The organism is Polyangium sp. 6x1, assembly GCF_029946515.1.
In the GTDB taxonomy this organism is placed as follows: Bacteria; Myxococcota_A; Polyangia; order Polyangiales; family Polyangiaceae; genus Polyangium.
In genome coordinates, this window is record NZ_JARZHH010000019.1 from 64549 (window position 1) to 87845 (window position 23297).

Sequence of the window (23297 nt, forward strand, 5' to 3'; positions counted from 1 at the left end):
TAACCTGCGCGCCTGAAATGATGAGCGACGGGCTCCGCCTCCTGTTTCAGGGCGGCACGGTGCGCCTCGACGGCCTCGCGCAGGACGACGCGACGAGCTTGCCGCCCGCCTGCGCCTGGGACGCGCGCGAGAACACCTTCCGCCTCCCCGCGTCCTCGTACGCGGACATCGTCCTCTGGCTGCGCGCCAAGAAGCTCACCTTCACCGACGAAGCGCGCACCTACGACACGCTCGACGTCGAGCCCGCGGTTCGCCACGAGCCCTTCCCCTACCAGCGCGAGGCGCTCGACGCGTGGGCCGCGCATCGCTTCCGCGGCGTCGTCGTCCTGCCGACCGGCGCGGGAAAAACCTACGTCGCGACGATGGCCATCGCCGGCCGCAAGCGCTCCACGCTCGTCGTCGTGCCCACGCTCGACCTCTTGAACCAGTGGTACGACATCCTCGCCGCCGCGTTCGGCCGCTCGATCGGCGTCATCGGCGGCGGCTACCACGAAGTCGAGCCGATCACCGTCACCACCTACGACTCGGCGCACCTGCACATGGATCGGCTCGGCGGGCGCTTCGGCCTCGTCGTCTTCGACGAGTGCCATCACCTGCCGAGCCCCTCCTACCAGCTCGCGGCGCGCATGAGCATCGCGCCCTTCCGCCTCGGCCTCACGGCCACGCCCGAGCGCACCGACGGCCGCGCCTACGACGAGCTCATCGGGCCCATCGTCTATCGCAAGGACATCACCGAGCTCTCCGGCGCGTACCTCGCTTCTTACGAGACCGAACGAATCAGCGTCCCGCTCTCGGCCGAGGAGCGCGAGGCCTACGACGCCGCCCGCGGCGAGTACGTCGGCTTCCTCCGCGAAGAGGGCATCCGCATGTCGGCCCCCGACGGCTGGAGCCGCTTCCTCTACCTCTCCTCGCGCAGCGAAGCGGGCCGCCGCGCCTTCCTCGCCTACCGCAGGCAACGCGCGCTCGCGCTCGCCGCGCCGGGCAAGATCAACGTCCTCGCCCGCTTGCTGCACAACCACCGGCACGACCGCACCATCGTCTTCACCGAGGACAACGCGACCGTCTACCAGATCTCGCGCCGCTTCCTCCTGCCCGCGATCACCCACCAGACCCGCGTCAAGGAGCGCAGCGCCATCCTCGCCGCGTTCAACGCTGGCGATCTCACGGCCGTCGTCACCTCGAAGGTCCTGAACGAGGGCGTCAACGTCCCCGAGGCCAACGTCGCGATCGTTTTGAGTGGCAACGGTTCGGTCCGCGAGCACGTCCAGCGCCTCGGCCGCATCCTGCGCAAGGGACAGGACAAACGCGCGCTGCTCTACGAGCTCGTCGCCGAGAACACCGCCGAGCAGTACACGAGCGACAAGCGGAGGGAGCACGTTGCTTACAAGTGATCTCCTCCGCGTGCGCCGCAAAGGCGGCCGCGTCCTTCCTCGTTACCTCCGCGGCGACGACGCCGAGCTCGCCAAGACGCTCGCGAAAGACTTCGTCCGCATCCTCGGGAGCTCCGTCGGAAGGAGCCGCGACGAGATCGAGGCCGCGCTCGACGCCGTCCCCGTCCCCGCCGACGCGCGCCTCGTCGGCGACGGCCTGCGCAAGGTCCTCGACGGCCAGTGCACCTGGACCGTCCCGCCCGGCGTCGATCCCGAAGAGATCCGCCGCGAGGTCTTCCTCGCCGCCGCGAAGGCCCACCGCGCGCTCGACGTCCGCAGCGAGTTCGAGCGCGACCGTGTCCTCGCCGAGCTCGCCCCGCGCCTCGAAAAAACCCCCGCGGAGATCGACGCCGCGCTCTACGCCGATCTGCGCGAAAACGAGCGGCTCGAAGCGTTCCGCCCGATCGGCCCCGAGGCCTTGCTCGAACGCTACGACCTCGGCCTCGCCCAGGCCGTCCTGCTCAAGGCCACGCGCGTGACGATCCGCGTCACCGGTGAGGGCCCCGATCGTTACCGCAGGCTCTTCCGCGCCGCGCGCTTCCACGGCCTCCTGCACGTCGTCGAGGGCTCACCCGCGGAGGGCTACACGATCACGCTCGACGGCCCGTGGAGCCTCTTCGACGCGGTCCAGAAGTACGGCCTGCGCCTCGCCATGTTCCTCCCGCAGGTGCTTGCGTTCCGCTCCTTTCACGTCCACGCCGAGCTCGCGTGGGGCAAGGCGAAGACCCGCGCCGTCCTCGAGATCACGCCTGAAGACAGCCTCGTCTCGCACATCGCCGAGGCCCCCTCCACGGGCCCCGATCTCGACGCGTTCAAGCAGGCCTTCGAGCGCCTCGGCTCCGAGTGGACCGTCGCCGACAACGAGCATGTCTTCGCCCTCCCCGGCGAGATCGCCTGCGTGCCCGACCTCGTCTTCCGCAACGAGACGACCGGCGAAGAAGTCTTCCTCGAGGCCTTCGGCTTCTGGAGCCGGCAGGCCGTCTGGCAACGCATCGAGCTCGTCCGCAAGGGTTTTCCCGCGAGGTTCCTCCTCGCCGTCGGCAAGCAGCTTCGCGTGAGCGAGGAGGTCCTCGGCGAGGACGAGGCCGGCGAGATCTACGTCTACCGCGCCACGATGTCCCCGCGCGCCTTGCTCGAACGACTCCGTCGAAAGGGCTGACACGTCAATCGCTGGGCAGGGCCGACTCGTTGCCGATGAGCGAACGGGCGATCGGCGGAATCACGAACCCCTTCGCCGTGTGAAGCGTCGAGTTCGGGCCTCCGCAGTCGTACATCGGCTGCGCGCTCGCCCACCGCGACGGACATTGTTTGTTCACATAAGAAGCGACCGAACCGCTCGTATCGCCGTGCCACCGCGTGTGCTCGATGCAGCGCGCGCCCGTCGGCGTCCACTCCGCCTCGAACGCGAAGTCCGTGGTAGCGGCCTCCTGGATCCCGAACTCGTCCCACACGTCGACCGGCGTCCCGTCCTGCGTGTGCGGCACGCCGTCGCCGCAATAATCGGCGCGCAGCATGCGCGTGCAGGCCTGGTGCAGGAGCACGCCGGGGATCTCCTTGCACGTGCTCGGCGTCGCGCACTCCTTCACGTTGCTCCACGGCTTGTAGCCGAGCTCCACGCACTTCGCGATCGCGTACGGCCTGCACGCGAAGGTGAAGCTCGTCTCGGACGGCAGGTGCATGCCGCTCGTCGGCATCTTCTGCGAGTAGTCCCAGACGCCCGCGAGCGGGATCGCGCGGCGCGGCACGCCGCTCGACGTCTCGCCGCAGAGGCTCTTCCACTGGTTCTGGTTCGTGCTCGATAGATACGAGATCTCGTACAGGAACACGTCGGGACGCGTCGTCGGCACGCGATCGTCGATGCGGAGCGTGATCGTCTGCCCGTTGCTCAGCGTGCCCGTGAAGGTCGCGCCGAGGAAGTCCGCCGGCTTCATCGGCTTGCCCGATGACGTCTTGCCGACGAACGTCGTCCCGTTCAGCGAAACGCCGTTCAGCGCGAGCCCGTTCAGCGCGAGCCCGTTCAGCGACACACCGTTCAGGGCGAGCCCGTTCAGCGCGAGCCCGTTCAGCGCGAGCCCGTTCGTCGTGCTCAGCGCTTGAACCGACGCGACGACCCCCTCCTCCTCCATCTCGTCGGGATCTGCGCTCTGCTCGGTGCAAGCAGGGCCGAAGAGCGTCGTCAGGAGGAACAGCGCCCACGTCGCGCCGCGTCTCCATCCATGTTCGGACGTGCAGGACATCCACGAATGCATGTTTTCTTTCCTCTCTCGAACCGAGATGCCCAGGCGCGCAGACGCGTTTCGCCGGGGCCGGAGAGGAGCAACAAACCGTCGCCTTCTGATGCGACGCTCACGGATCGCGGCGGCGGTTCCCGATCCAACCTTTTCGCCAGTAGAAGACGAAGAGGCCCGCCACGCTGAGGAGCATCAGCCCGATCGAGGCCGGATAGCCGTAGCGCCATTCGAGCTCGGGCATGTTGTACGGCGAGACCTTCGTGTCGAAGTTCATGCCGTACACGCCCGCGATGAACGTGAGCGGCAGGAAGATCGTCGAGATGATCGTGAGCACCTTCATGATCTCGTTCATCCGGTTCGACACGCCGGAGAGGTGCAGATCCATGAGGCCCGAGGCGATCTCGCGGAACGTCTCGACCATATCCATCACCTGCACCGCGTGGTCGTACGTGTCGCGCAGGTAGAGCCGCGTGTGCTCCTGGATGTGCGGCGATCCGTCCCGGAGCAGCGAGTTCGCGACCTCGCGCTGGGGCCAGATCGTCCGACGCAGCGCGAGCAGATCGCGCTTCACGTCGTGGATCCGATGCGCCGTTCCGTCCTTGCCGGTGAGCGCGTCGAGCTCGATGTCGTCGAGGGTGTCGCTGAGCTTCTCGAGCACGGGGTAAAACCCGTCGATGATCGCGTCGAAGAGCGCGTACGCGAGGTAGTCGGCGCCGCCCGTGCGGATGAGCTGCCGTCCTTTGCGGATGCGCTCGCGCACCGGCTCGAGCACGTCCGCGCTCGGCTCCTCTTGCACCGTCAGCACGAAGCCCTTGCCGAAGACGATCGCGATCTGCTCGGTCACGAGCGCGCCCTTCACGTTGGACTGCGCCATCCGGCAGATGATCACCTGCTGCCCCGGGTACACGTCGCTCTTCGGCCGCTGCGGCACGTTCACCACGTCCTCCAGCGCGAGCGGGTGGATGCCGAAGATCTCCCCGAGCCGCTCGAACGTCGGCTTGTGCCCGATCCCCTGCACGTCGATCCACGTGACGCTCGGGCGGTCGTCGATCAGGTAAGGCACGGCCTCATCGACCGAGTCGATCCACTTCTCGACGATGTGCTCGAGGCAGTAGTCGATCAGGTACATCTTCGGCTTGTTCGGATCCGCGACGAGGAGCGTGCCGGGCGGCGCGCCGGGCGTGGGCTCGTTCGACAGGATCAAGCTCGGACGAGGCCGCTTTCGACCCGAGGCCAGGTTCCTCGAGGAAGGCGGCGGCGGGGCTTCGTGGGTGTCCTGCACGGAGGACATCCTACCGAAGGCCCGGCCTCGATTCGCCGCCCGCTTGCGCCGATCGGCGAGACCCCTCGCCATCGGCCGGGACTCTCGCTATGGACTTCCTCCCATGCCGGTCCCCGTCATCTCCGAGCAAGATTTCGAAAACGAGGTCCTGCGCAGCGAGCTCCCCGTCCTGATCGACTTCTACGCCGACTGGTGCGGCCCCTGCAAAACGGTGGCCCCCGAGGTCGAGGCGCTCTCGCGCGAGCTCGAAGGCAAGGCCAAGTTCGTCAAGGTGAACATCGACCAGAGCAAGCGCCTCGCAGCGGCGATGCGCGTGCAGGCCGTGCCGACGTTCATGGTCTTCTTCCGCGGCCGCCCCGTCGCGGGAGAGCAAGGCGCCGTGCGCAAGGCGCGCCTGCGCGAGATGCTCGAACCCTTCCTCCCGCGGGCCGAAGGCGCGATCCGCGCGGTGGAGCTCGCGCAGCTGCTCAAGCAAAACCAGGTCGTCCCCGTCGACACGCGCGACGCCGCTGTTTACAACCGCGCGCGGATCCCGGGCGCGGTCAACATCCCTCTCGAAGAGGTCGAGACGCGCCTCGCCGAGCTCCACATGCTCCCGGGCGAGCCCGTCCTCTACGACCGCTCCGGCGACAAGGCGAAGCAGCTCGCCGAGACGCTCGCGTCGAGCGGCGTGCCGATCGCCTTCCTGGAGAATGGCTTCCTCGGCTGGGAAGCCGAGAGCCTGCCGATCGAACGGCCCGAGTGATCAGGCCTCCTCCCGGCTGAGCCGCCGCGCCGGGGCGCTGCCCCGGGCCCCGCGGGGGCTGTTCGCCCCTCGACCCGAACCAGGGCCAGCCCTGGACCTCTGGGCATCGACTGCGCGAAGCGCAGTCGATGCGGGGAAAGATTTTCAAGCTGTTCGCCCCCTCTTTGCAGGGCCAGCCCTGGACCTCTGGGCATCGACTGCGCTTTGCGCAGTCGATGCGGGGAAAGACTTTCAAGCTGTTCGCCGCCTCTCTGCAGGACCAGCCCTGGACCCTTTGGAGAAGAACTGCGCATTGCGCAGTTCTTCCCACAGGCCGGTGGTACCGCCCTGCCAACTGAACCAGCCGCGCTGCCGTCTTGCTTGGCAGGGTCGCTCGTGGTCTTGACCCTGGCCCGTTCGATGAACTGCGCATCGCGCAGTTCATCGACCCCGAGTCCAGCGCTTGCGCTGGTCCGGGTCCAGGGGCGGACAGCCCCGGTGGGGCCTGGGGCAAAGCCCCAGCGAAACGCCTTGGTAGAGGCGCCTCAGCTCCGCATGGGGGTCACGAGGCCTGGGCGCTCGGCGAGGAGCACGAGTCGCCCCTCCTCGTCCCAGCGGAAAAAGCGCCGCAGATCTTCGGGGCTGAGGAGCCGCGCGAGACGCTCGATCGCCTTGTAGAGGGCTCCGCTCTGCGATGCGGTCCGGAATTCGGTGCGCCACACGTCCGTGAAAAGCCGGGCTTTTTCGAAGCGCGCATTGGGGTCGGCGAGGACGACCGCGAGGAGCTGCATGAGCACGGGACGATTGCGGAAATCGACCTCGCCACGATCCTCGACGGTTGCCCGCGCGCTCGTGACGTCGAGGAAGAGATTGAAACCAGCAGGATCGGGCGGGCAAACGACGCGGCTCCGGCCATGACGCGTCACGAGCTCGAGGCTCCGCTCGGCTGCCTTTCCGGCGGATGGCGACGGGGAGCTGGTCACTGGCGCGCGCTCGGCGGCGTGACGGGCGAGTGCCTGCTCGAGGTACCTCCGCGAGAGCCTCTCGTCCGAGAACATGGGCTCCCCCTCCCCTTGCCGCGCGAGTCGAAGCTCTGCGGCGTGGACGTGTGCGCGCGCCTTTGCCTCGTCTCCGCCGCATCGCTTTGCCAGGAGGAGATCGACGCTCCCGCGATAGAGGTGGACGGCGCGCGCGACGGACGAATGGCATTGCGACGTGAGATCACGCTCTGCGTCGGCGAATGCGGATTCGGCGGCGACGAGATCGCCGAGCTCGGCATACACGGCCCCGAGGCGCGCGGCGGCGAGGCACGTGTGTGGCTTGGGGAGCATGCCGGAGCCGACCTGCAGCGCGCGCTCCAGGCTTTGCCGTGCGTCGTGGAGCGCGCCGGCGAGATGATGAAACGCGCCGAGATGGCACTCTGCGAGTGCGATCCACCATGGGGTCCCCGTCCGACCGGCCAGGTTCCGCGCTCGCTGCAAGGATTGGAGCGCCCCCTCCTCGTCGCCTCGCTCCCAGCGGAGGAGGCCGAGATACATCGAGGCCAGGCTCCCGATCCGGAACTGCTGCATCGAAAGGCGCTGTTCGACCTCGACGAGGTGGGCCTCTGCTTCGACGAGGGCGCCGACCTCGAATGCTGCGAGCCCGCGGTAGACCAGGGCTTCCGTGACCGCGAGCGGAATCCCGGCCACCTCGAACGCTCGCTGCGCCGCTGCCAGCGCGTGACGAGCGCGGTCATAATCGAACATCCAATAGGCGAGCATTCCCTCCGTTTGTTGCGCGATCGCGCAGACGTTCGGATCGGCGGCGGCCGCCATCGGGCGCAGGCGACGCGCGGCTTCGACGGCGCCTTCGTAATCCTCGTGCGACCTGTGCGCGTACACGTCGATCTGCATGAGATGGGCGGCGAGGAGCGGCTCGTCGCGGCCCTGGCGCATGGCTGCCAGGGCGACCTCGATGGCCTCGGTCCAGCGACCGAGATAGTGCAGCGTGCGGCCTAGCGCGATTGCGGCGATGACCCGCTTTCGGTCCTCGAGGTCCGCCTCTTCGAGGGCGCTCTTCAGCCGCGCCGCTTGCTCGGCGCTCGGAGCCTCATCGTGCACGACGCGCGCGAGCGCCGTCTCGAGCGCGACCCGCGCATCCCGGTCCCCGATCCGCGACGCGATTTCGAGCGCGGCTTCCAGGTTTGCGCGCTCCTCCCGGAGCCACCTTCGGCCCTCCAGCGTGGCGAAACGCGGGGGCTCGCACCAGCACCAGGCAGCTTGCGCGAAATATCGAGCGAAGCGCGCTTGATGGGACGAAGGCGCGGCGGCCGCCTCGACGCTGTCCAGAAAATCGCGCGTCGTCGCGAGGAGGTCGAAGCGACGCCCTCCCTTCCGACGCTCGCCCGCGGGGGCTTCTTCGGCCATGACGAGCCAGGAGCCGTCGAGCAGCTCGTCGAGCGACCGGACGGCGTCGGAATCGCCGCAGGCGAGGATCTCCGCGAGCGCCGTCCACGTGAATCCTCCGCGAAAGAGCTTTGCGACCTGGAGAGCCGCTTTCGCCCCTTCGGGCAAAAAGCTCCACGAAACCTCGAAGGAGCGCCGCAGGTCGTCGGACGCGACCCCCCTCGTCCCTCGCTCGAGCTGATCGCATAACTCGCGGATCGACCAGGAACGCGAAAGGCTCGCGAACAGCTCGATCGCGCGCGGCAGGCCATCGAGGCGCCGTACGAGTCGCTCCATCTCGGCGTGATCGTGGAGCTCGTCGTGCGCGGCGCCGTATTTCCTCGCGCGTGCGAGGAAAAGCTCGATGGCAGGCGCGGGGCGGCCGTCCTCGGATCGCACCACGAGCGGCCGCAGCGGCAGCGTGGCGGAGGGGCGCAGGTCGAGGCGCCTGCGGCTCGTGACGAGGATCGTGACATGGGGCAAGGCGTCGAACCACCGGTCGACGAGCCTGCACATCTCCGCCGAGAAATGGTCCGCGGCATCGAGAACGACGAGCCCGATCCGGTGCGCTTCGAGCGCCAGCACGACGGGATCGCTCGTCGCGCTCGCCTCCGCGCGGTCGAGGCCGATGCGCCTCGCGACCGCCCAGCGCAGCTCCGACGCCGAGGACACGCCGTAGACCTCGCAGAAGAGGCTCGTTCGCCCGCCGGCATTGCATCGTTCGAAGAGCGCGCGCGCCAAATGCGTCTTCCCCACGCCGGGCGGACCGAGCAGGGTTATCATCGAGGGGATGGCGGCTGCTTGCGCGAGCTCCTCCAGCTCCGCGTCGCGACCCATGAGCGCATCCGCCCACCGCCCCGGCGGGGGGCCCGCGGCGGAGGGCCCTTCTGGTGTGGCCTCGGGATCGAAGGAAGGCACGAAAGCTCGTCGAGGATAAGCGAGGGCCTTTGCTGCGGTCAAGCCAATCGGAGCCGCCTGGACGCGGCGGGCCGTTCGCTCGGATTGCATCTTTTTCGCGACGACGTGTGAGTCCGGGCCGCAGGAGACCGCCCAGGGCCGCGTCGTGAGCGACCATTGGTCGTCAAATCAGCTCGGGCTTCGTCGATGGAGGATGATACCGTGACGCTCCGCCAGGAGGCCCTCTCAAGATGCAAGACCGCAATCGCTTCCCACAAACTGCCCTCGACTCGCTTCGGGCCCATTTCCGCGGCGAGCTCCTCGAGGCCGACCATGCCCGTTACGACGCGGCCCGCGTCGTCTGGAATGCCCGGATCGATCGGAGGCCGGCGCTCATCGCGCGCTGCGCCGGGGTCGCGGACGTCCTCGCCGCCGTGCGGTTCGCGCGGGAGCACGACGCGCTCGTCGCGGTGCGGGGCGGCGGGCACGACGTCGCCGGCAACGGCGTGTGTGACGGTGGAATCGTGATCGACCTGTCTCCCATGAAGGGCGTCCGCGTCGATCCCGCGCGGCGCACCGTGCGTGCCCAGGCGGGCCTCACCTGGCGGGAGCTCGATCACGAGACGCAGGCCTTCGGGCTGGCGACGACCGGCGGGCAATGCTCCGCCACCGGGATCGCCGGGGTCACGCTGGGCGGAGGGATCGGCTGGCTCATGCGCCAGCATGGCCTCACGATCGACAACCTCCTCTCGGTGGATCTCGTGACCGCCGACGGCCGGCTCGTCACGGCGAGCGCCGACGAGAATGCGGAGCTCTTCTGGGGGCTGCGCGGCGGCGGCGGCAATTTCGGGATCGTCACCGAGCTCGAGCTACGCCTCCACCCCGTCGAGCAGGTCATGGTCGCGATGCTGTTCCACCCGTCCGAGCGATTCGCGGACGCGCTGCGCTTCTACCAGACGTTCGCCGACCGCGAGCCGGAGCGCATGTCGAGCACGTTGATCCATATCGAGCTCCCGGCCATGCCGCAGATCCCCGCGCGCATGCACGGCACGCCCGGGGTCATCCTCGCGGCTTGTTTCAACGGCCCGAGCGCGGACGCGGAGGCGGCTTTCGCGCCGCTGCGCGCGTTCGGCCCGCCGGTCGCGGAGCTCGTCGGCCCGATGCCTTACACCGTCCTCCAGGGCATGTTCGATGCGGCGCCGGCGGGCGCCTACGGTTATGGCCAATGCATCCGCGGGCAGTATCTCTCCACGCTCGAAGACGAGGGCATCGAGGCCATCGCCGCAGCGCTCCGCGCGGCCCCGTCCTCCGGGTGCCTCTTCGAGATCCTTCACCTGGAGGGCGCGATCGCGCGGGTGAGCGAGGACGAGACCGCGTTCCCTAGGCGCAAGACCCCCTTCTTTTCGATGTTCCAGTCGACCTGGAAAGACCCGGCGGACGCCGAGCGCCACATCCGCTGGGCGCAGGACGCCTGGCGGGCCACGCAGCCGTTCGCCTCGGAAGGCGTTTACCTGAACTTCATCGACGCCGGCGAGCCTGCCGGACGGGTACAAGAGACCTACGGCGAGGCCAAGATGAAGCGCCTCGCCGCCCTCAAGCGCGCCTACGACCCGACGAATTTCTTCCGGTTGAACAAGAACATCGCGCCGTAGTGCGCCGCTCGGCGCCCCCTGCCCCGCCGATGTCACGCGCGCGTGACACGTGTCACGCGCGCGTGACGGCGATCGATTCTTTCGCGCGGAGTCCTGCCGCTGAACGCACCGAATTCCCATCGGATCTCCGTGAGCCATCGGCTGGCACGCCGAATGCTTGTTGTGCCCCTCGACGGGTACGACGGAGGAATGGAACCATGACAATTCGCCTGGCTTCGCGCGCTGCGCTGGTGTCGACATCCCTGGCCTTGTTCTCGGGCGTCTTGACGCTGGGCTGTGGCCCGGGCGGAGGGCATGGGGGATCGGGCAACCAAGGTGGCGGCACGGGCGGCGACGCTGGCGCGGGCGGCGCCGGCGGGATGGGCGGCGTCGGCGGTTCGTGCGGGAGCGAGGTTTGCGACGGAATCGACAACGATTGCGACGGGGCGGTGGACGAGGAGCTCGGGACCACGACCTGCGGGCTCGGCGCCTGCCAGGTGACCGTGGAGATCTGCGTCAGCGGCACGGCGCTGACGTGTGTTCCCCTCCCCGCGCCGTCTCCCGTCGAGACCTGCGAGGGGACGGACGACGATTGCGACGGCGAGGTGGACGAGGGGTGTGCGTGTCTCGACGGGCAGATCCAGAGCTGTTCCACGGGGCCCGGCGGCAGCGCGGGCGTGGGCGAATGCAAGGCGGGCACGCAGACGTGCGTGAATGGCCAGTGGAGCGCGTGCGCGGGCGAAGTCGTCCCGGCGCTGGAGGCGTGCGACGCGCTCGACAACGATTGCGATGGGTCGGTCGACGAGGAGCTCGGGAGCACGACCTGCGGGTTCGGCGTGTGTCGAGTGGCCGTGGAGAACTGCATCGGCGGCAAGCGGCAGACGTGTGTTCCCCTCCCCGCGCCGTCCCCCGTCGAGACCTGCGAGGGGACGGACGACGATTGCGACGGCGAGGTGGACGAGGGGTGTGCGTGCCTCGACGGACAGGTCCAGAGCTGTTTCACGGGGCCCGACGGCAGCGCGGGCGTGGGTGAATGCAAGGCGGGCACGCAGACGTGCGTGAATGGGCAGTGGGCAGCGTGCGCGGGCGAGGTCGTCCCGGCGCCGGAGGCCTGCGACGCGCTCGACAATGATTGCAATGGAATCGTGGACGAGGGCTCCTTCTGCTGCCCCGACGGCCAGAAAAACGGAAACGAGAGCGACGTCGATTGTGGCGGCGCCTGCGCGCAGAAATGCGCGAACGGCGGGATCTGCGCGGTCGCTGCGGACTGCGCGAGCGGCGTGTGCAAGCTCGGCGTGTGCCAGGCGCCCGTTTGTGGGGATGGAGTGAAGAACGGGAGCGAGAGCTGCGACGACGGCGGGACGACCGACGGCGACAACTGCTCGCCGACTTGCGTGCTCCAGGAGGCCCTCGAGATCGCCGCGGGCTCGAGCCATACATGCGCGCTCCTGCCCGGCGGCAAGGTCAAATGCTGGGGCGACAATGCATTCGGGCAGCTCGGCCTCGGGGACACGGCCGATCGTGGCGACGGCTTCGGCGAGATGGGGAACAACCTGCCGGTGGTCAACCTGGGCACGGGCAAGGTGGCCGTCCACATCGCGGCCGGCGCCTTCCACAACTGCGCGCTCTTCAGCGACGGCACCGTCAAATGCTGGGGGAGCAATTACAACAGCAAGCTCGGCATTTCAGGCGGAAATCGAGGCGATGGGCCCGGCGAGATGGGCGACAGCCTGCCCGCGTTGAGCTTCCCGTCTGGCAAGACGGTGAAAAAGCTCGACCTCGGATGGAACCACTCGTGCGCGCTCTTCACCGACGGATCTCTCACGTGCTGGGGAAGCAACGTCGACGGTCAGCTCGGGCTCGGCCACACGATGAGCACGCTCGATACCTGGTCGACCGTGAACGTCGGCACCGGAAAGAGCGTGGTGGACGTGTCCGGCGGTGATGCCCACACGTGCGTGGTGTTGCACGACGGCACCGTCAAATGCTGGGGCGGCGGCGTGTTCGGCAAGCTCGGGCTCGGCGATACCCAGAACCGCGGGGATGGGCCAGGAGAAATGGGCGACGTGCTCCCCGCAGTCGACCTCGGCGCGGGCCAGACGGCCACGGGAATCATGGCCGGCAGCATCCACACGTGCGCGCTCTTGACCGGCGGAACGGTCAAATGCTGGGGCTTCAACAGCCAGGGGCAGCTCGGGCTCGGCGACACGCAAAACCGCGGAGACGGCCCAGGAGAAATGGGCGACAACCTGCCGCTCGTGGACCTCGGGAGCGGCAAGACGGCCGTCGAGGTCGTGGGCGGCAGCGAGCACACCTGTGCATTGTTCGCGGACGCCTCGCTCAAATGCTGGGGCCGCAACGACAAGGGCCAGCTCGGGCTCGGCGACACGGCCACGCGCGGCGAGGCCCCGGGGGACATGGGGAATCTCCTGCCTGCCCTGAATCTGGGGACGGGCAAGACGGTCGTGCTCGTGACCGCGGGCGCCGATCACGGCTGCGCACGTCTGAACAACGGCGCGACCAAGTGCTGGGGATTCAACCTGGAGGGGCAACTCGGAATCGGCAGCACGTCCAATGTCGGTGATTGGTGGAGCGAGGTCGGCGACAACGTGGTCGTCACGAAGCTCTTTTCCACCGTGTGGTGAGCGGCTCGTTCCCTCCCGCCTCGGGCTCGCCGCCTGCCAGCGGCTCGCGGCGGGGCTCGACGCGGGCCCTTCGAGGCTCCAGGGCGCTTCGCACCATGGCCGTACAGAAACCCGAGACCCCGTCCCGACCGACCACGTTCAGCCACGAGCATTACCACGAGCTCTCGGCCGACGAGACCGAGGTGCGCGAGCAAGGATTCGCGTCGATCGGCTCCCCGGCCGAGGGCCCCTCCTTGCGCGAGGCGGAGCAGGAAGCCGAGCCCACCCCGCCCCCTCCGCATTCCCCGGGAGGCGAGCACGAAGGGCCCATCGGCCGCGTCCACGCGGACCGAACGGAGCCCGGGGGCCGGCATCGCTGACGCGCCGAGCGAGCCGTGGCACCGGGCTTCAATGCGCGCCGAGCAGCGCCTCCACCCGCGCCTGCCCGAGGCGGGCAGCCTCCGCCGCATCCTCCTTTTTCGTCACGACGGCCGCGTCACCCGTGAACGCGACGTACGTGACGCCGCTGTCGACCCCGCCCGAGATCGGGCTCGCCGGAATGCCGAGCCTCCGGGCCATCGCGTAGGACGCCTCGCCGAGGATGCCTGCGGGGCCGACGTCGCCGAGAATGCCGTACGCGATGGTCCCTTTGTACATGACGGCGACGACGCTGCCCATCCTGAGCCCCTGTGCCTTGAAATCGAACCCGTTGCTCGCCTTCGGCACGACGACGAACGGCAAGGTCGACGCGTCGAGCGGCTTGCCGGTCGAGTCCACCGTGGCCGTCTCCCGTTGGTAATACGGATCCGCCTTGCATTCGGCACTCTGACCGCCGTCACAATCGATGTCCATGTCGGCGGTCCACCACAGGGCGCCGTCGAGCGTGCAGATCGGAATGGAGGCCGCGCCGCCCTTGTCGGTCGCGAGCTCCGTGGCGCCCGCGAGCTTCTGGCAATTCGATAACAATGCCGCGAGGCGGGCCGTCACGCTCTCCGGCGCCGCGGACGGCGTGGACGCGGACGCGCTCGCGCTCTCTCTCCGACAACCGGCGAGGGCGAGGAACGAGGCGGCGAGGAGAACGAGGACGGAGGCGTGTCGCATCGTGGGGATGCGCATGATGGCACGAGCGGGAGGATTGTCGTGTACGCGATCTCGAAACTCAGCGCCCGAACGCCGCGCCCGTGCGTCGCAGGGCATGCTCGATGCCGCTCTCGAGCGACGCGCGCGGAGTGGATTCGACGTGCTTCCCATGGCTCCTCTGCCAGCAACCGCTCACCGCCGATGGCGAGCCGCCCATGCCGCGACGTCGGCGGCGGCGGCCTCCGCCCGCGGGCCGGATGCGAGATACCCCGCCCGTGCCTCGTCTGCGAGCGAGACCGCGCGCCGCGTATCCTCTCCGGCCGCCACGAGCGCCTGCGCGAGCGAATACCGCGCGTCCGCCAGCATGGTCGGGTCACCCGGATGACGCAGGAGGAGCGCGATCGCGCGCTCGAGCAGCGGGATCGCTCGTTTCGGCGCGTGACGTTCGAGATGGATGTCCGCGAGCGGGACGAGCGCGTCCGCGAGTGACGGGTGGTCCTTCCCGAGCCGCGCCTCGTGGATCGCGAGGGAGCGCCGGGCGAGCGGCTCGGCTGCGTCCAGGCGGCCGAGCGCGCCGTAAAACCTGACCAGCGTATCGAGCGTGGTCGCGACGAGCCGATGCTCGGGCCCGAGCGCCTTTTCACGGATCTCGAGCGCGCGGTGCAAAAGCGAGATCGCCTCCTCGTGGGCGCCTTCGTCGTCACGCACGATGCCAATGAGGACGAGCGTGCTGGCGATGACGGCGTGATCGGCGCCGAAGATCCTTTCACGTATCGCGAGCGAGCGCTGATAATGGTCGAGCGCCTCCTGCGTGCGCCCCAGCATATGGTGGGCGCGCCCCATGGCTTCGAGGCAGGTGGCCACTTGCTCCGCGTCCTCGCCGCGCTTGCGTCGCTCCCCTTCGTAGGCCTGCTGCAAGAGGGGCAGCGCCGCGGTGTGGTTGCCCCGGACCGTGAGGATCCGGCCGAGATCGAAGAGCGCCGACAGCCGCACCGGGTGGTCGGGTGGCAGATGCTGCTCGCTGTTCTCGACGATGGCGCGGCTCTCGGCCTCGGCCTCCTTCAGCGCGCCGGTCTCCTGGTGGACGACGACGAGCATCCTGCGCGCGAGCAGCGTCGACGGATGGTCCTTGCCCAGCGTCTCCGACAGCGTGGCGATCGCTCGATCGACGGCCGCTCGCGCATCGACGAGCTTGCCCTGATGGCGCAGCGCGCCCGCGAGGCCTTGCAGCGAGGCCGCGTAGAGCTCGGGGTCGGGGGGCGAGACGCGCTCGATCTGCTCGATGGCTTGCCGGCAATCCGCCTCGATCTGCGGCGCGTCGGCGAGCGCATTCCCGCGCGAGCAGATCCGCACGGACAGCCGGGCCATGAGCTCCGGATTGGCCCCCCGCCTGCGGAGCGTCGCCCGCGCATAGTCGAGGGTACGCGCGGCCTCGTCGGCCCGACGTACGTCGAAAGACTGAATGCCGAACAGATCGACCCAGGCGCTCGCCACGATCTCGTCGTGGTGACTCGAAATCGCTGCGTGGGCCGCGGCGTGATAATCGACCTCGGCTTCGCGATCCTTGCCGAGCAGGTCCCGGAGCCGTGCGCGCAGGTAAAGCGCCTCCGCTTCGAGCGGCCCATAACGTGTCTCGGCGGCGCGCGCGACGAGGGGGTCGATCCGCGTGAGCCCGTCCGCATAACGGCCGACGGCGAGCTCCGCGCGCGCACGGGAGAGATCGCCCGTGATCCGCGTGATCTCCTCCTGCGCGGCCGTATCCTGCGGACGTGGATCCATCGAGGAGAGCGACTCGAGGTTTTCGCAATCGCTGATGGGCGCGAGCTCGGACACCGCGCGCGCGCTGCCGTCGACCACGGCGACGTCGGCCTGCGCGAGCGCCTGGGTGAGCGCGCCGAGATCGGAGAGCCGCCGTTCGAGGCAAACCATTCTCCTGCCGAGCTGCTCTTCCGTCTGCTCGCCCCGCACCCGCGTGGCCTCGCACGCCTGCGTATGCGCGTTCGTCCATTCCGTCGCTCGCCGGTCGAGCTGCGCCGCGACCTGATCGAAGGCCCCCGCGGCATAAGGCAGCCCGGTCGCGACGAATGCCTCGCGGACGGCGGCGCGCCCGGAAACGTCCCACACGCCTTCGAGCCTCCTCGACGCGCCTTGACAAGGGGGCTCCGCAGAAGGCCCCATCGACGCGCGAACGGCCACGCCCGCGACGGCCGCCGCGAGCAGCGGAACGACCCACATCGCGATGCGCCGACGCAGCGCGCGCCGATCCCGTTCGAGGATGGCGAGGAGATCCACGAGCGAGCGGTGCCGGGCTTCGGGTTTCGCGGACAGCCCACGCAGAAGGGCGGCGCTGAGCCAGGCCGGGATATCGGCCGCGCGCGGGGCGTGGACGTCGCCTCGCTGGATCGAATCGAAGATTTCGCTCGGCGTATCGCCGCGGAAGGGGCGTACGCCGTGGAGCGCCTCGTGGAGGGCGACGCAAAAGCTGAATTGATCCGCGCGCGCGTCGGCGCGCAAGCCCTGATGTTGTTCGGGCGCCATGTAGGCGGGGGTGCCAGCGACGACGCTATGCAACGTCGTTCCCTCCCCGCCTGCGCCTGCGGGCACGGCGCCAGAAAGGACTCCCCCTTCCCGCGCGAGGCCAAAATCGAGCACCCGCACCCTGCCGTCACGCCCGACCACCACGTTCGCCGGCTTGAAGTCCCGGTGCACGATCCCCACCGCGTGCGCGGCGGCGAGCCCCCGGCCCGCCTGGAGGAACACCGGGAGGACCTCGTGGAACGGGCGACGGCGCTCCGAAAGCCACGCGGCGAGCGTCGGCCCCTCGACGAACTCCATCACGAGGAAGACGTCGCCGCGCGTGACCCCGACGTCGTGGATCGAGACCACGTTCGGATGCGCGAGGCGCGCGAGCGTCTGTGCCTCGGAGAGCAGGCGCGCGCGGGCCTGCTCGCTCCCCTCCCCTTGGTCCTCGGCGCGCAGCACCTTCAATGCCACGCGCCTGTTGAGCTCCGGGTCGTAGGCGGCATACACGACGCCCATCCCGCCGGCGCCCACCCGGGAGAGCACGACGTAGCGGTGGACTTCGCTTCCAGGTTGCAGCGGGGCCTCGGCGCGGGGCCTCCGCGTGTCGCCCGGCATCGCGGCGGGCTCGTCACGGCGCGTGAGCGCCTCCGCGGCCGCGCGGCTCTCCCGGGACGTGTCCATGCTCGGCCCCACCACGGCGACGAGCTCCTGGCACGCGGGGCATTCGTCCACGTGGTGCTCGGTTTGGGCGGCCATCTCGGGCGCGAGGTGACCGCCCAGGAAAGCGTTCAGCGTGTTCTCACCCGGGCAACCCATGCGGACGCACGGGCACGTTATCGTGCGCGTCCTCTGCGGGCAAGCGTGCTGACCGCGGGCTCTTGGCAGGATCGGCTCCTTTGATGCTACGATGCGCGCACATGGGAGACGCCCCGGCACTGGCTCGCAGCTTCGCGTCTGCATGGAGAGCCACGCGGCCGGATGCACCCGCGGACTTTCTCGATTTGGACGAGGCCTCGCTGGAAGCGGCGCTCGTGTCCCTCCTCGCCGCGGCGCGCGCGACCTGGGCCTCGGTGACAATCGATCCCGATGCATTCATTCCGTACCTTGCCGCGCGCATCGGCACGGATGTGCCATTGATTCACGCGCTGTCGCCCCGCGCGGGCGCCGATCTTTACCTCGCCTGCGGTTGCGCCCACGGCGACGCGGCGGCCCTCGCGGCCTTCGACAGGGCCTTGCTGCGCGACGTCACGGCGGCGCTCGCCCGGATCGACCTCGGGAGCACGACGCTGGAGGACCTGCGGGATCGTATCCGGCATCGGATCCTCATCGGCGAGAGCGGCGCGCTTCCCCGGATCGCCGAATACACGGGGCGGGGGGATCTGCGCGGGTGGCTACGCGTCGTCGCCGTCCGCGAGGCGCTCGGCCTCTTGCGCAAGCAGAAGCGCGAAGAGCGCGTCCACCTCGAGCTCGCCCATATCGACCCCTCGTCGGGCGATCCCGAGCTCGCCCGGATCGAGCAGCTCTACCGCGAGGAGTTCCAGAGCGCCTTCCGGGAAGCGCTGGCCTCGCTCTCGCCGCGCGAGCGCAACCTCCTCCGCCAGCACTTCCAGCAGGGCCTCGGCATCGATCAGCTCGGCGAGCTCTACAACATCCACCGCGCGACGGCGGCCCGCTGGCTCGCCCGCGCCCGCGAGCGCCTCGCCTCGGGCACGCGGCAGCGCATGCGCGAGCGCCTGCAGGTCGAGCGCGGCGAGCTGGACGACATCCTCCGCCTCATCCAGAGCCGGCTCGACATCACGTTGCGGTCGCAGGCCTAGCAGGCTGTTGAGAAACGCCGCGAGCGCCCTGGAGCTAGGGAGGAGGACGCAGGAATACAGGCGTATTCCGAGGACGACGACCGACGATCCAGGGCGCGCAGCAAGTTTATCAACAGCCTGCTAGCACGACCGAACCAGCCGACCGCACCGGAACGGCCCGCATCGAGGGAGCTCGGAGCCCTCGTCGTGGTGGGTCGATACCCTCCTCGAAGAGGGTCGCGACCCTCGCCGGGTGGGTTGTAACGGTCGTCGAGCTGCTTGGGGCCGTCGTCGCGGTGGGTGGTGACGGTCTTGGACCTGCTCGAAGCCGTCGCCGCGGTGGGTGGTGACGGTCTTGGACCTGCTCGAAGCCGTCGTCGCGGTGGGTGGTGACGGTCCTGGACCTGCTTGAAGCCGTCGCCGCGGTGGGTGGTGACGGTCTTGGATCTGCTTGAAGCCCGTCGCCGCGGTGGGTCGTTACCCTCCTCGAAGAGGGTATCGACCCTCGCCGGGTAGGTAGGAACGGTCCTGGACCTGCTCGAAGCCGTCGTCGCGGTGGGTGGTGACGGTCCTGGACCTGCTCGAAGCCGTCGTCGCGGTGGGTCGCAAGGGTCTTCGACCTGCTCGGAACACCCACCGGCCCCCGGTGCGAGCAGGTCTCGACCTGCTCACGACCCGCGTCCGCGCCCCTTCTCCGTCACCAAGAGAATCCCGGAACCTCGGATGACGAATCTGCCGAGAAGCCATCGCTCGGATGGACGTTTAGTCGCAATCGCAGAGCTGGTAGTCGGCGACGTGATTCGTCGTGCCCTCGAGCGTCGTGCCCGAGCCTTCGTTGAAGATGTACGCGCCGCAGCTCTTGTTCTGCTTGACGCTTTCGCGGATTCCGGCTTCTGCCTTGCGCTTGGCCTCGTCCGCGTCCGCGCCCTTGGCCTCGACGCGGAACCGAGTGTTTGCGTCACAGGTCTTCATCGCGCCCGGCTCGCTGAGGCTGCGATAGATCTTGACGCCGCCCAGGCACCCAGCGAGCGCCACGATAAAAGCCATTCCAATGATTCGCTTCATGTGGTTTCGTTATCACAGCCTGCCGAGAAGTGTCAAGGCAGGTGTCCGTTCCAACTCAATGCAGCAACGCCATTTCCGCGGCTCCACCAATGACCGGGTCGAGCACCACCGCCCCGACCGACATCCAGTTCCTCGTCGCGCCCGTCCAGCGCCGAGGATGCTTCCTCTGGGCGCGCTGGTACACCACGTCCCGTGCAGACGAAGAGCGGCAAGGACCGAGATTCGGACGACGCTCCGCCCCCGGAGGGCGGCATCAGCCGCGCCGATTGTCATTTTCTGGACGTGTCGTGGTTCCGTCCTGTAGCGTACACATGCCGCGGGAGGGCATGCGCGGCATGGAGGCCGATCATGGCAAAGTGGATTTTGGGGCTAGGAGCTTTGCTCTTGTACGGCTCGCTTGGCATTGCGTCAGGCGTGGCCAGTGTCCCGCCAGAATCACCTCCAGTTGTGCGCCCCGCAGTCGCGCCGAAAAACATTGCCTATGAGGGCCCATCATCGATATGCAAACGCGAGTGTGATAGGGCATGGTCCGAAGAAAACCGCAAGTGTCATAAAATCCCGGTCAGGCAAGGACAACGGCGAGAGCGTTGCTGGAGAAGAGCGAACGAAAACCTCTCCAAATGTTATCGGCGATGCAGTGATCTATATGAGTGACACAAGCGTGTTCGCGGAACGGTCACTGCGGTTCACGCCGCATGGCAAACGTGGAGGGCGCCGGGTTCTCGTCCGAATTCACGCTCCGGTCGTCGGCAACAACCAGAACTGGTCGGTTCTGGTCGAGATTTTGGGTCCAGGGAAACGCGTCGCATCAAGGACCATTTGGGGTTACGACGCAGTGCAAGCTCTTCTTTATGCACTGGCGCTGGTGCCGCTTGATCTTGGAACGCTTGCGCACGAACTCGGCGGGAAGGTAACGTTTCTTGGGAGTGACGATTTAGGCTTCAGTGCCGCGATTTCGACGCGATAGGCATGGAGCTATTCGGGCGGCGTGTTTCGAGGGCTGCGCCGTCGACCGCGATCGCGCCGAGCGTCGAGACGCCCCGGGGGCGCGCCGTCGAGCACGACCGCACCGAGCGCCGCAAGGGCTGCCCTCCTCGAAGAGGGTAGCGACCCTCGCCGGGTAGGTAGGAACGGTCCTGGACCTGCTCGAAGCCGTCGTCGCGGTGGGTCGCAAGGGTCTTCGACCTGCTCGGAACACCCACCGGCCCCCGGTGCGAGCAGGTCTCGACCTGCTCACGACCCGCGTCCGCGCCCCTTCCTGAGCGATGGTTGCAGGCGTTTCAATATGGTTATACGGCACTGGCATCCTTGCGAGCGCAACTTGTGTTGTGCTTTCGGAGGAAGAAATGCCTTTGCTTGAAGTCATCATCATGCTGATGCGTGGTATTGTGGCTGGAATGGCGGCAGTTGGTCCTGGACGAACCGTAGGTTTGCCCTCGAACATCTGGGGTTCGTCCGCGGAAAGGGTTCGTCTTGACCGACCGATGATCCAGGGGGTAGGCTCGCTCTCATGAAGCACCTACACCTTGCAAGCACGGTTCTCCTCGCGGTTTTGGTCTCCTCGTCCGTAGCTTTGGCCGATGAGCCCAGCGCTCCGCCCTACGACCCCGGCGCTGCGACCAAGATCTTCAGCGCTCCTCGTCCCACGGAACCTATCGAGGTGCCCGAGGTCATGAAGATCCCGTACACGGATTTGAACACGGACCGAGCCCTCCTGTCGCTCTACGATGCTCCGACCAGGAAGCGCCTCCAGGAGGCGCAGGCGCTCGAAAAGGCGGGTAAGACGCAGGAGGCACTCGAAAAGTATCAGGATGCCCATGTGCACCACCATCTGCCCGATACGCAGCTAGAGCTTGGCTTCGCCCAGGCGAGGGCTGGACTTTTCTTGCCCTGTGCTCGGAACATCCAGGCGGTCATTGCATTTTGGGCTTTGCGCGAATACGCCCTTCATCCCGTCGAAGAGGTTCGGGCGGTCCAGATCTACTGCGCCAGGCACGTCGGGACAGTCGCCCTCCGGATCAACATCCCCGACGTTCGGATCACCGTGGACGGGGAGCTGGTGATGGACTGGCCCTACCATGACGAGGTTTACGTCGAGCCCGGAAGCCATGAGATCAAGGCGATGGCATCCGGATACTGGCTCAACGAGACGCATGTCGACATCAAGGCCGGGGAACGAAAGGAGCTACGGATCGCGATGCAGCAGCGAGTCCATGCTCAATACGTCGCGTTCCCGGCCGCGCCCACGAACATTTCCATCAACGCAAATCTATCGAGAGCGTCGAAGGACGATCCGCCCACGTGGCCCAAGAACCTCATGGTCGCGAGTGGTATCGGGATGGGGCTCGGTGTGGCAGGCCTCGCGGTGGGCCTCGTCCTGGTGAACAACGCAGAGTCGAAGTCCTCAGCCGCGACGTGGACGGGAGTCGCGGCCGCCGGGGGTCTCATGACGGGGCTCTCCCTGACGGGCCTCATCATCGGGCTCGCGAACCGTCCCGAGCCGCCTCCGCCGAACGTCATCATCACGCCCCAATTCGCGAAGGGTGGGGCCGGCGTGCAGCTCACGGGCACCTTGGAGTAGCGGTCCATCGCCGTCGAGGCGAGCGCCGCGAAGAGGCTGCGCGCGACCCACCGGAGGGGCCGTTGTGATAGTGTCCAGCGCGACGCCCCACCCCTGGAGTCTCATGCCTGAACCGTCGATGTCGCAGCCCTCCCTCGACACGCCTCCGCGATCGCATTCGCGCCTCCGTGCGATGGCCCATGGTGCCGTGGTCCTCATCGCCGCCGTTGGATCCATTGCCACGTCCCCCCCACGCTGGCACGTCGCGGCGACACCGGCGGCGAAAGCCTCGAGCGGCAAGGGGCAGCTCGTCACCATCGAGGCGAGCGCGGGGCCCACGGTCATGGCGGGAAATGGTTCCATCGGCCGTCTCCTGCGCCCCGAAGGGCAAGCGGGTGCGTGGACGGGGCGGGCGGATTATTTCGTTCCACCGTCCGAAGCGCTGACATCGGTGGGAATCACGGGGACCTGTAGCGGCGGCGGCTCCTGTGCCAAGTGCGAGCCGCCGCCGACCGCGTTCGTGCGTATCGTTTCGACCGTGGAAGTCGAGCCCTGGGTCCTCGACGCGAGCTCCACGCCGGCGAACATCGATCTCACCGCGCCAGAATCCAGGCCTTCCTTTCGCGTCGTCGTCGCGGCGACGCGGCCCCCTGCGCTCGCGGTCAAGCTGGCGGCGCCGATGGCCGCAGGCTTCTACGTGTCCGAAATGCCGGGCAACCCGTACGTCGACCCGAAGGACGACCCTCAGGCGGCCACGAAACGCTACGCGTTCAGCGTCAGCTGGTACAGGGATACGCAGGCCGCTGGTCCGTGGGTCGGCGCGTGGACGCCCAGCGTGACGATCTCCGGGTATTGCAAGGAGCCCGGCCCTTGCGTGGTGCCAGCCTCCGAGAGCGTCACCATCCTGTCGATCGAGGGGCCGCCGGGCAGCGGCGCCGCGTCGACGTCTCCTCCGCGCGGCGCGGCGCCCGCTGGGAGCGCGGGGCCCTGAAATGGGAGCGCAAGGCGAACGACCGAGCTTCGACCTG

General features: G+C 68.3%; 16 protein-coding genes. 10 read left to right on the plus strand and 6 right to left on the minus strand.

Features of this window, described 5'->3' with window-relative positions; translation table 11 throughout:
- Positions 1-17 precede the first annotated feature (17 nt).
- Both QHF85_RS19530 and QHF85_RS19535 read left to right on the plus strand, forming a co-directional pair.
- On the plus strand, positions 18-1391 hold the full coding sequence (locus QHF85_RS19530; RefSeq protein WP_281328740.1) for a DEAD/DEAH box helicase family protein: 1374 nt from the start codon (positions 18-20) through the stop codon (positions 1389-1391).
- Positions 1378-2589 (plus strand): DUF790 family protein, encoded by a 1212-nt coding sequence (locus QHF85_RS19535; RefSeq protein ID WP_281328741.1) that lies wholly within the window; start codon positions 1378-1380, stop codon positions 2587-2589. Before QHF85_RS19530 ends, QHF85_RS19535 begins: the two co-directional genes overlap by 14 nt.
- A gap of 4 nt (positions 2590-2593) precedes the next feature.
- On the opposite strand, the gene QHF85_RS19540 is transcribed toward QHF85_RS19535, so the two are convergent.
- Together QHF85_RS19540 and corA are read right to left on the minus strand one after the other, a co-directional pair.
- Positions 2594-3679 (minus strand): ADYC domain-containing protein, encoded by a 1086-nt coding sequence (locus QHF85_RS19540; RefSeq protein WP_281328742.1) that lies wholly within the window; start codon positions 3677-3679, stop codon positions 2594-2596.
- Between the two features lie 97 nt (positions 3680-3776).
- Complete coding sequence (corA, locus tag QHF85_RS19545) at positions 3777-4943, minus strand: magnesium/cobalt transporter CorA (protein WP_281328743.1); 1167 nt, start codon at positions 4941-4943, stop codon at positions 3777-3779.
- A gap of 103 nt (positions 4944-5046) precedes the next feature.
- On the opposite strand from corA, the gene trxA reads away from it, so the two are divergent.
- Positions 5047-5688 (plus strand): thioredoxin, encoded by a 642-nt coding sequence (trxA, locus tag QHF85_RS19550; protein ID WP_281328744.1) that lies wholly within the window; start codon positions 5047-5049, stop codon positions 5686-5688.
- Between the two features lie 524 nt (positions 5689-6212).
- Here trxA and QHF85_RS19555 read toward each other — a convergent pair.
- The gene (locus QHF85_RS19555; RefSeq protein WP_281328745.1) at positions 6213-8930 is read right to left on the minus strand and encodes an AAA family ATPase; all 2718 of its coding nucleotides are present in this window, start codon (positions 8928-8930) and stop codon (positions 6213-6215) included.
- A 311-nt stretch (positions 8931-9241) separates the two neighbouring features.
- Here QHF85_RS19555 and QHF85_RS19560 point away from each other — a divergent pair, with 311 nt between their 5' ends.
- The 3 genes from QHF85_RS19560 (at position 9242) to QHF85_RS19570 (ending at position 13625) form a co-directional block, all read left to right on the plus strand.
- Positions 9242-10642, plus strand: coding sequence for an FAD-binding oxidoreductase (locus tag QHF85_RS19560; RefSeq protein WP_281328746.1), 1401 nt, complete (start codon positions 9242-9244; stop codon positions 10640-10642).
- A 197-nt stretch (positions 10643-10839) separates the two neighbouring features.
- Complete coding sequence (locus QHF85_RS19565; RefSeq protein ID WP_281328747.1) at positions 10840-13266, plus strand: MopE-related protein; 2427 nt, start codon at positions 10840-10842, stop codon at positions 13264-13266.
- A 95-nt stretch (positions 13267-13361) separates the two neighbouring features.
- Positions 13362-13625, plus strand: a complete 264-nt coding sequence (locus QHF85_RS19570; RefSeq protein ID WP_281328748.1) for a hypothetical protein — start codon at positions 13362-13364, stop codon at positions 13623-13625.
- Positions 13626-13653: 28 nt separating this feature from the next.
- Here QHF85_RS19570 and QHF85_RS19575 read toward each other — a convergent pair whose 3' ends face one another.
- Together QHF85_RS19575 and QHF85_RS19580 are read right to left on the minus strand one after the other, a co-directional pair.
- The gene (locus tag QHF85_RS19575) at positions 13654-14361 is read right to left on the minus strand and encodes a glycoside hydrolase family 75 protein (RefSeq protein WP_281328749.1); all 708 of its coding nucleotides are present in this window, start codon (positions 14359-14361) and stop codon (positions 13654-13656) included.
- A 156-nt stretch (positions 14362-14517) separates the two neighbouring features.
- Complete coding sequence (locus tag QHF85_RS19580; RefSeq protein ID WP_281328750.1) at positions 14518-17664, minus strand: serine/threonine-protein kinase; 3147 nt, start codon at positions 17662-17664, stop codon at positions 14518-14520.
- Positions 17665-17849: 185 nt separating this feature from the next.
- Here QHF85_RS19580 and QHF85_RS19585 point away from each other — a divergent pair, with 185 nt between their 5' ends.
- On the plus strand, positions 17850-18665 hold the full coding sequence (locus QHF85_RS19585; protein WP_281328751.1) for a sigma-70 family RNA polymerase sigma factor: 816 nt from the start codon (positions 17850-17852) through the stop codon (positions 18663-18665).
- 741 nt (positions 18666-19406) lie between these two features.
- Here QHF85_RS19585 and QHF85_RS19590 read toward each other — a convergent pair.
- Positions 19407-19709, minus strand: a complete 303-nt coding sequence (locus QHF85_RS19590; protein ID WP_281328752.1) for a hypothetical protein — start codon at positions 19707-19709, stop codon at positions 19407-19409.
- Between the two features lie 514 nt (positions 19710-20223).
- On the opposite strand from QHF85_RS19590, the gene QHF85_RS19595 reads away from it, so the two are divergent.
- From QHF85_RS19595 to QHF85_RS19605, 3 genes are all read left to right on the plus strand, one after another.
- Positions 20224-20676, plus strand: coding sequence for a hypothetical protein (locus QHF85_RS19595; protein WP_281328753.1), 453 nt, complete (start codon positions 20224-20226; stop codon positions 20674-20676).
- A 543-nt stretch (positions 20677-21219) separates the two neighbouring features.
- Positions 21220-22290, plus strand: coding sequence for a hypothetical protein (locus QHF85_RS19600; protein WP_281328754.1), 1071 nt, complete (start codon positions 21220-21222; stop codon positions 22288-22290).
- Positions 22291-22462: 172 nt separating this feature from the next.
- Positions 22463-23260 carry a hypothetical protein gene (locus tag QHF85_RS19605; protein ID WP_281328755.1) on the plus strand — a complete coding sequence of 266 codons (798 nt, stop codon included), beginning with the start codon at positions 22463-22465 and terminating at the stop codon, positions 23258-23260.
- Positions 23261-23297 lie beyond the last annotated feature (37 nt).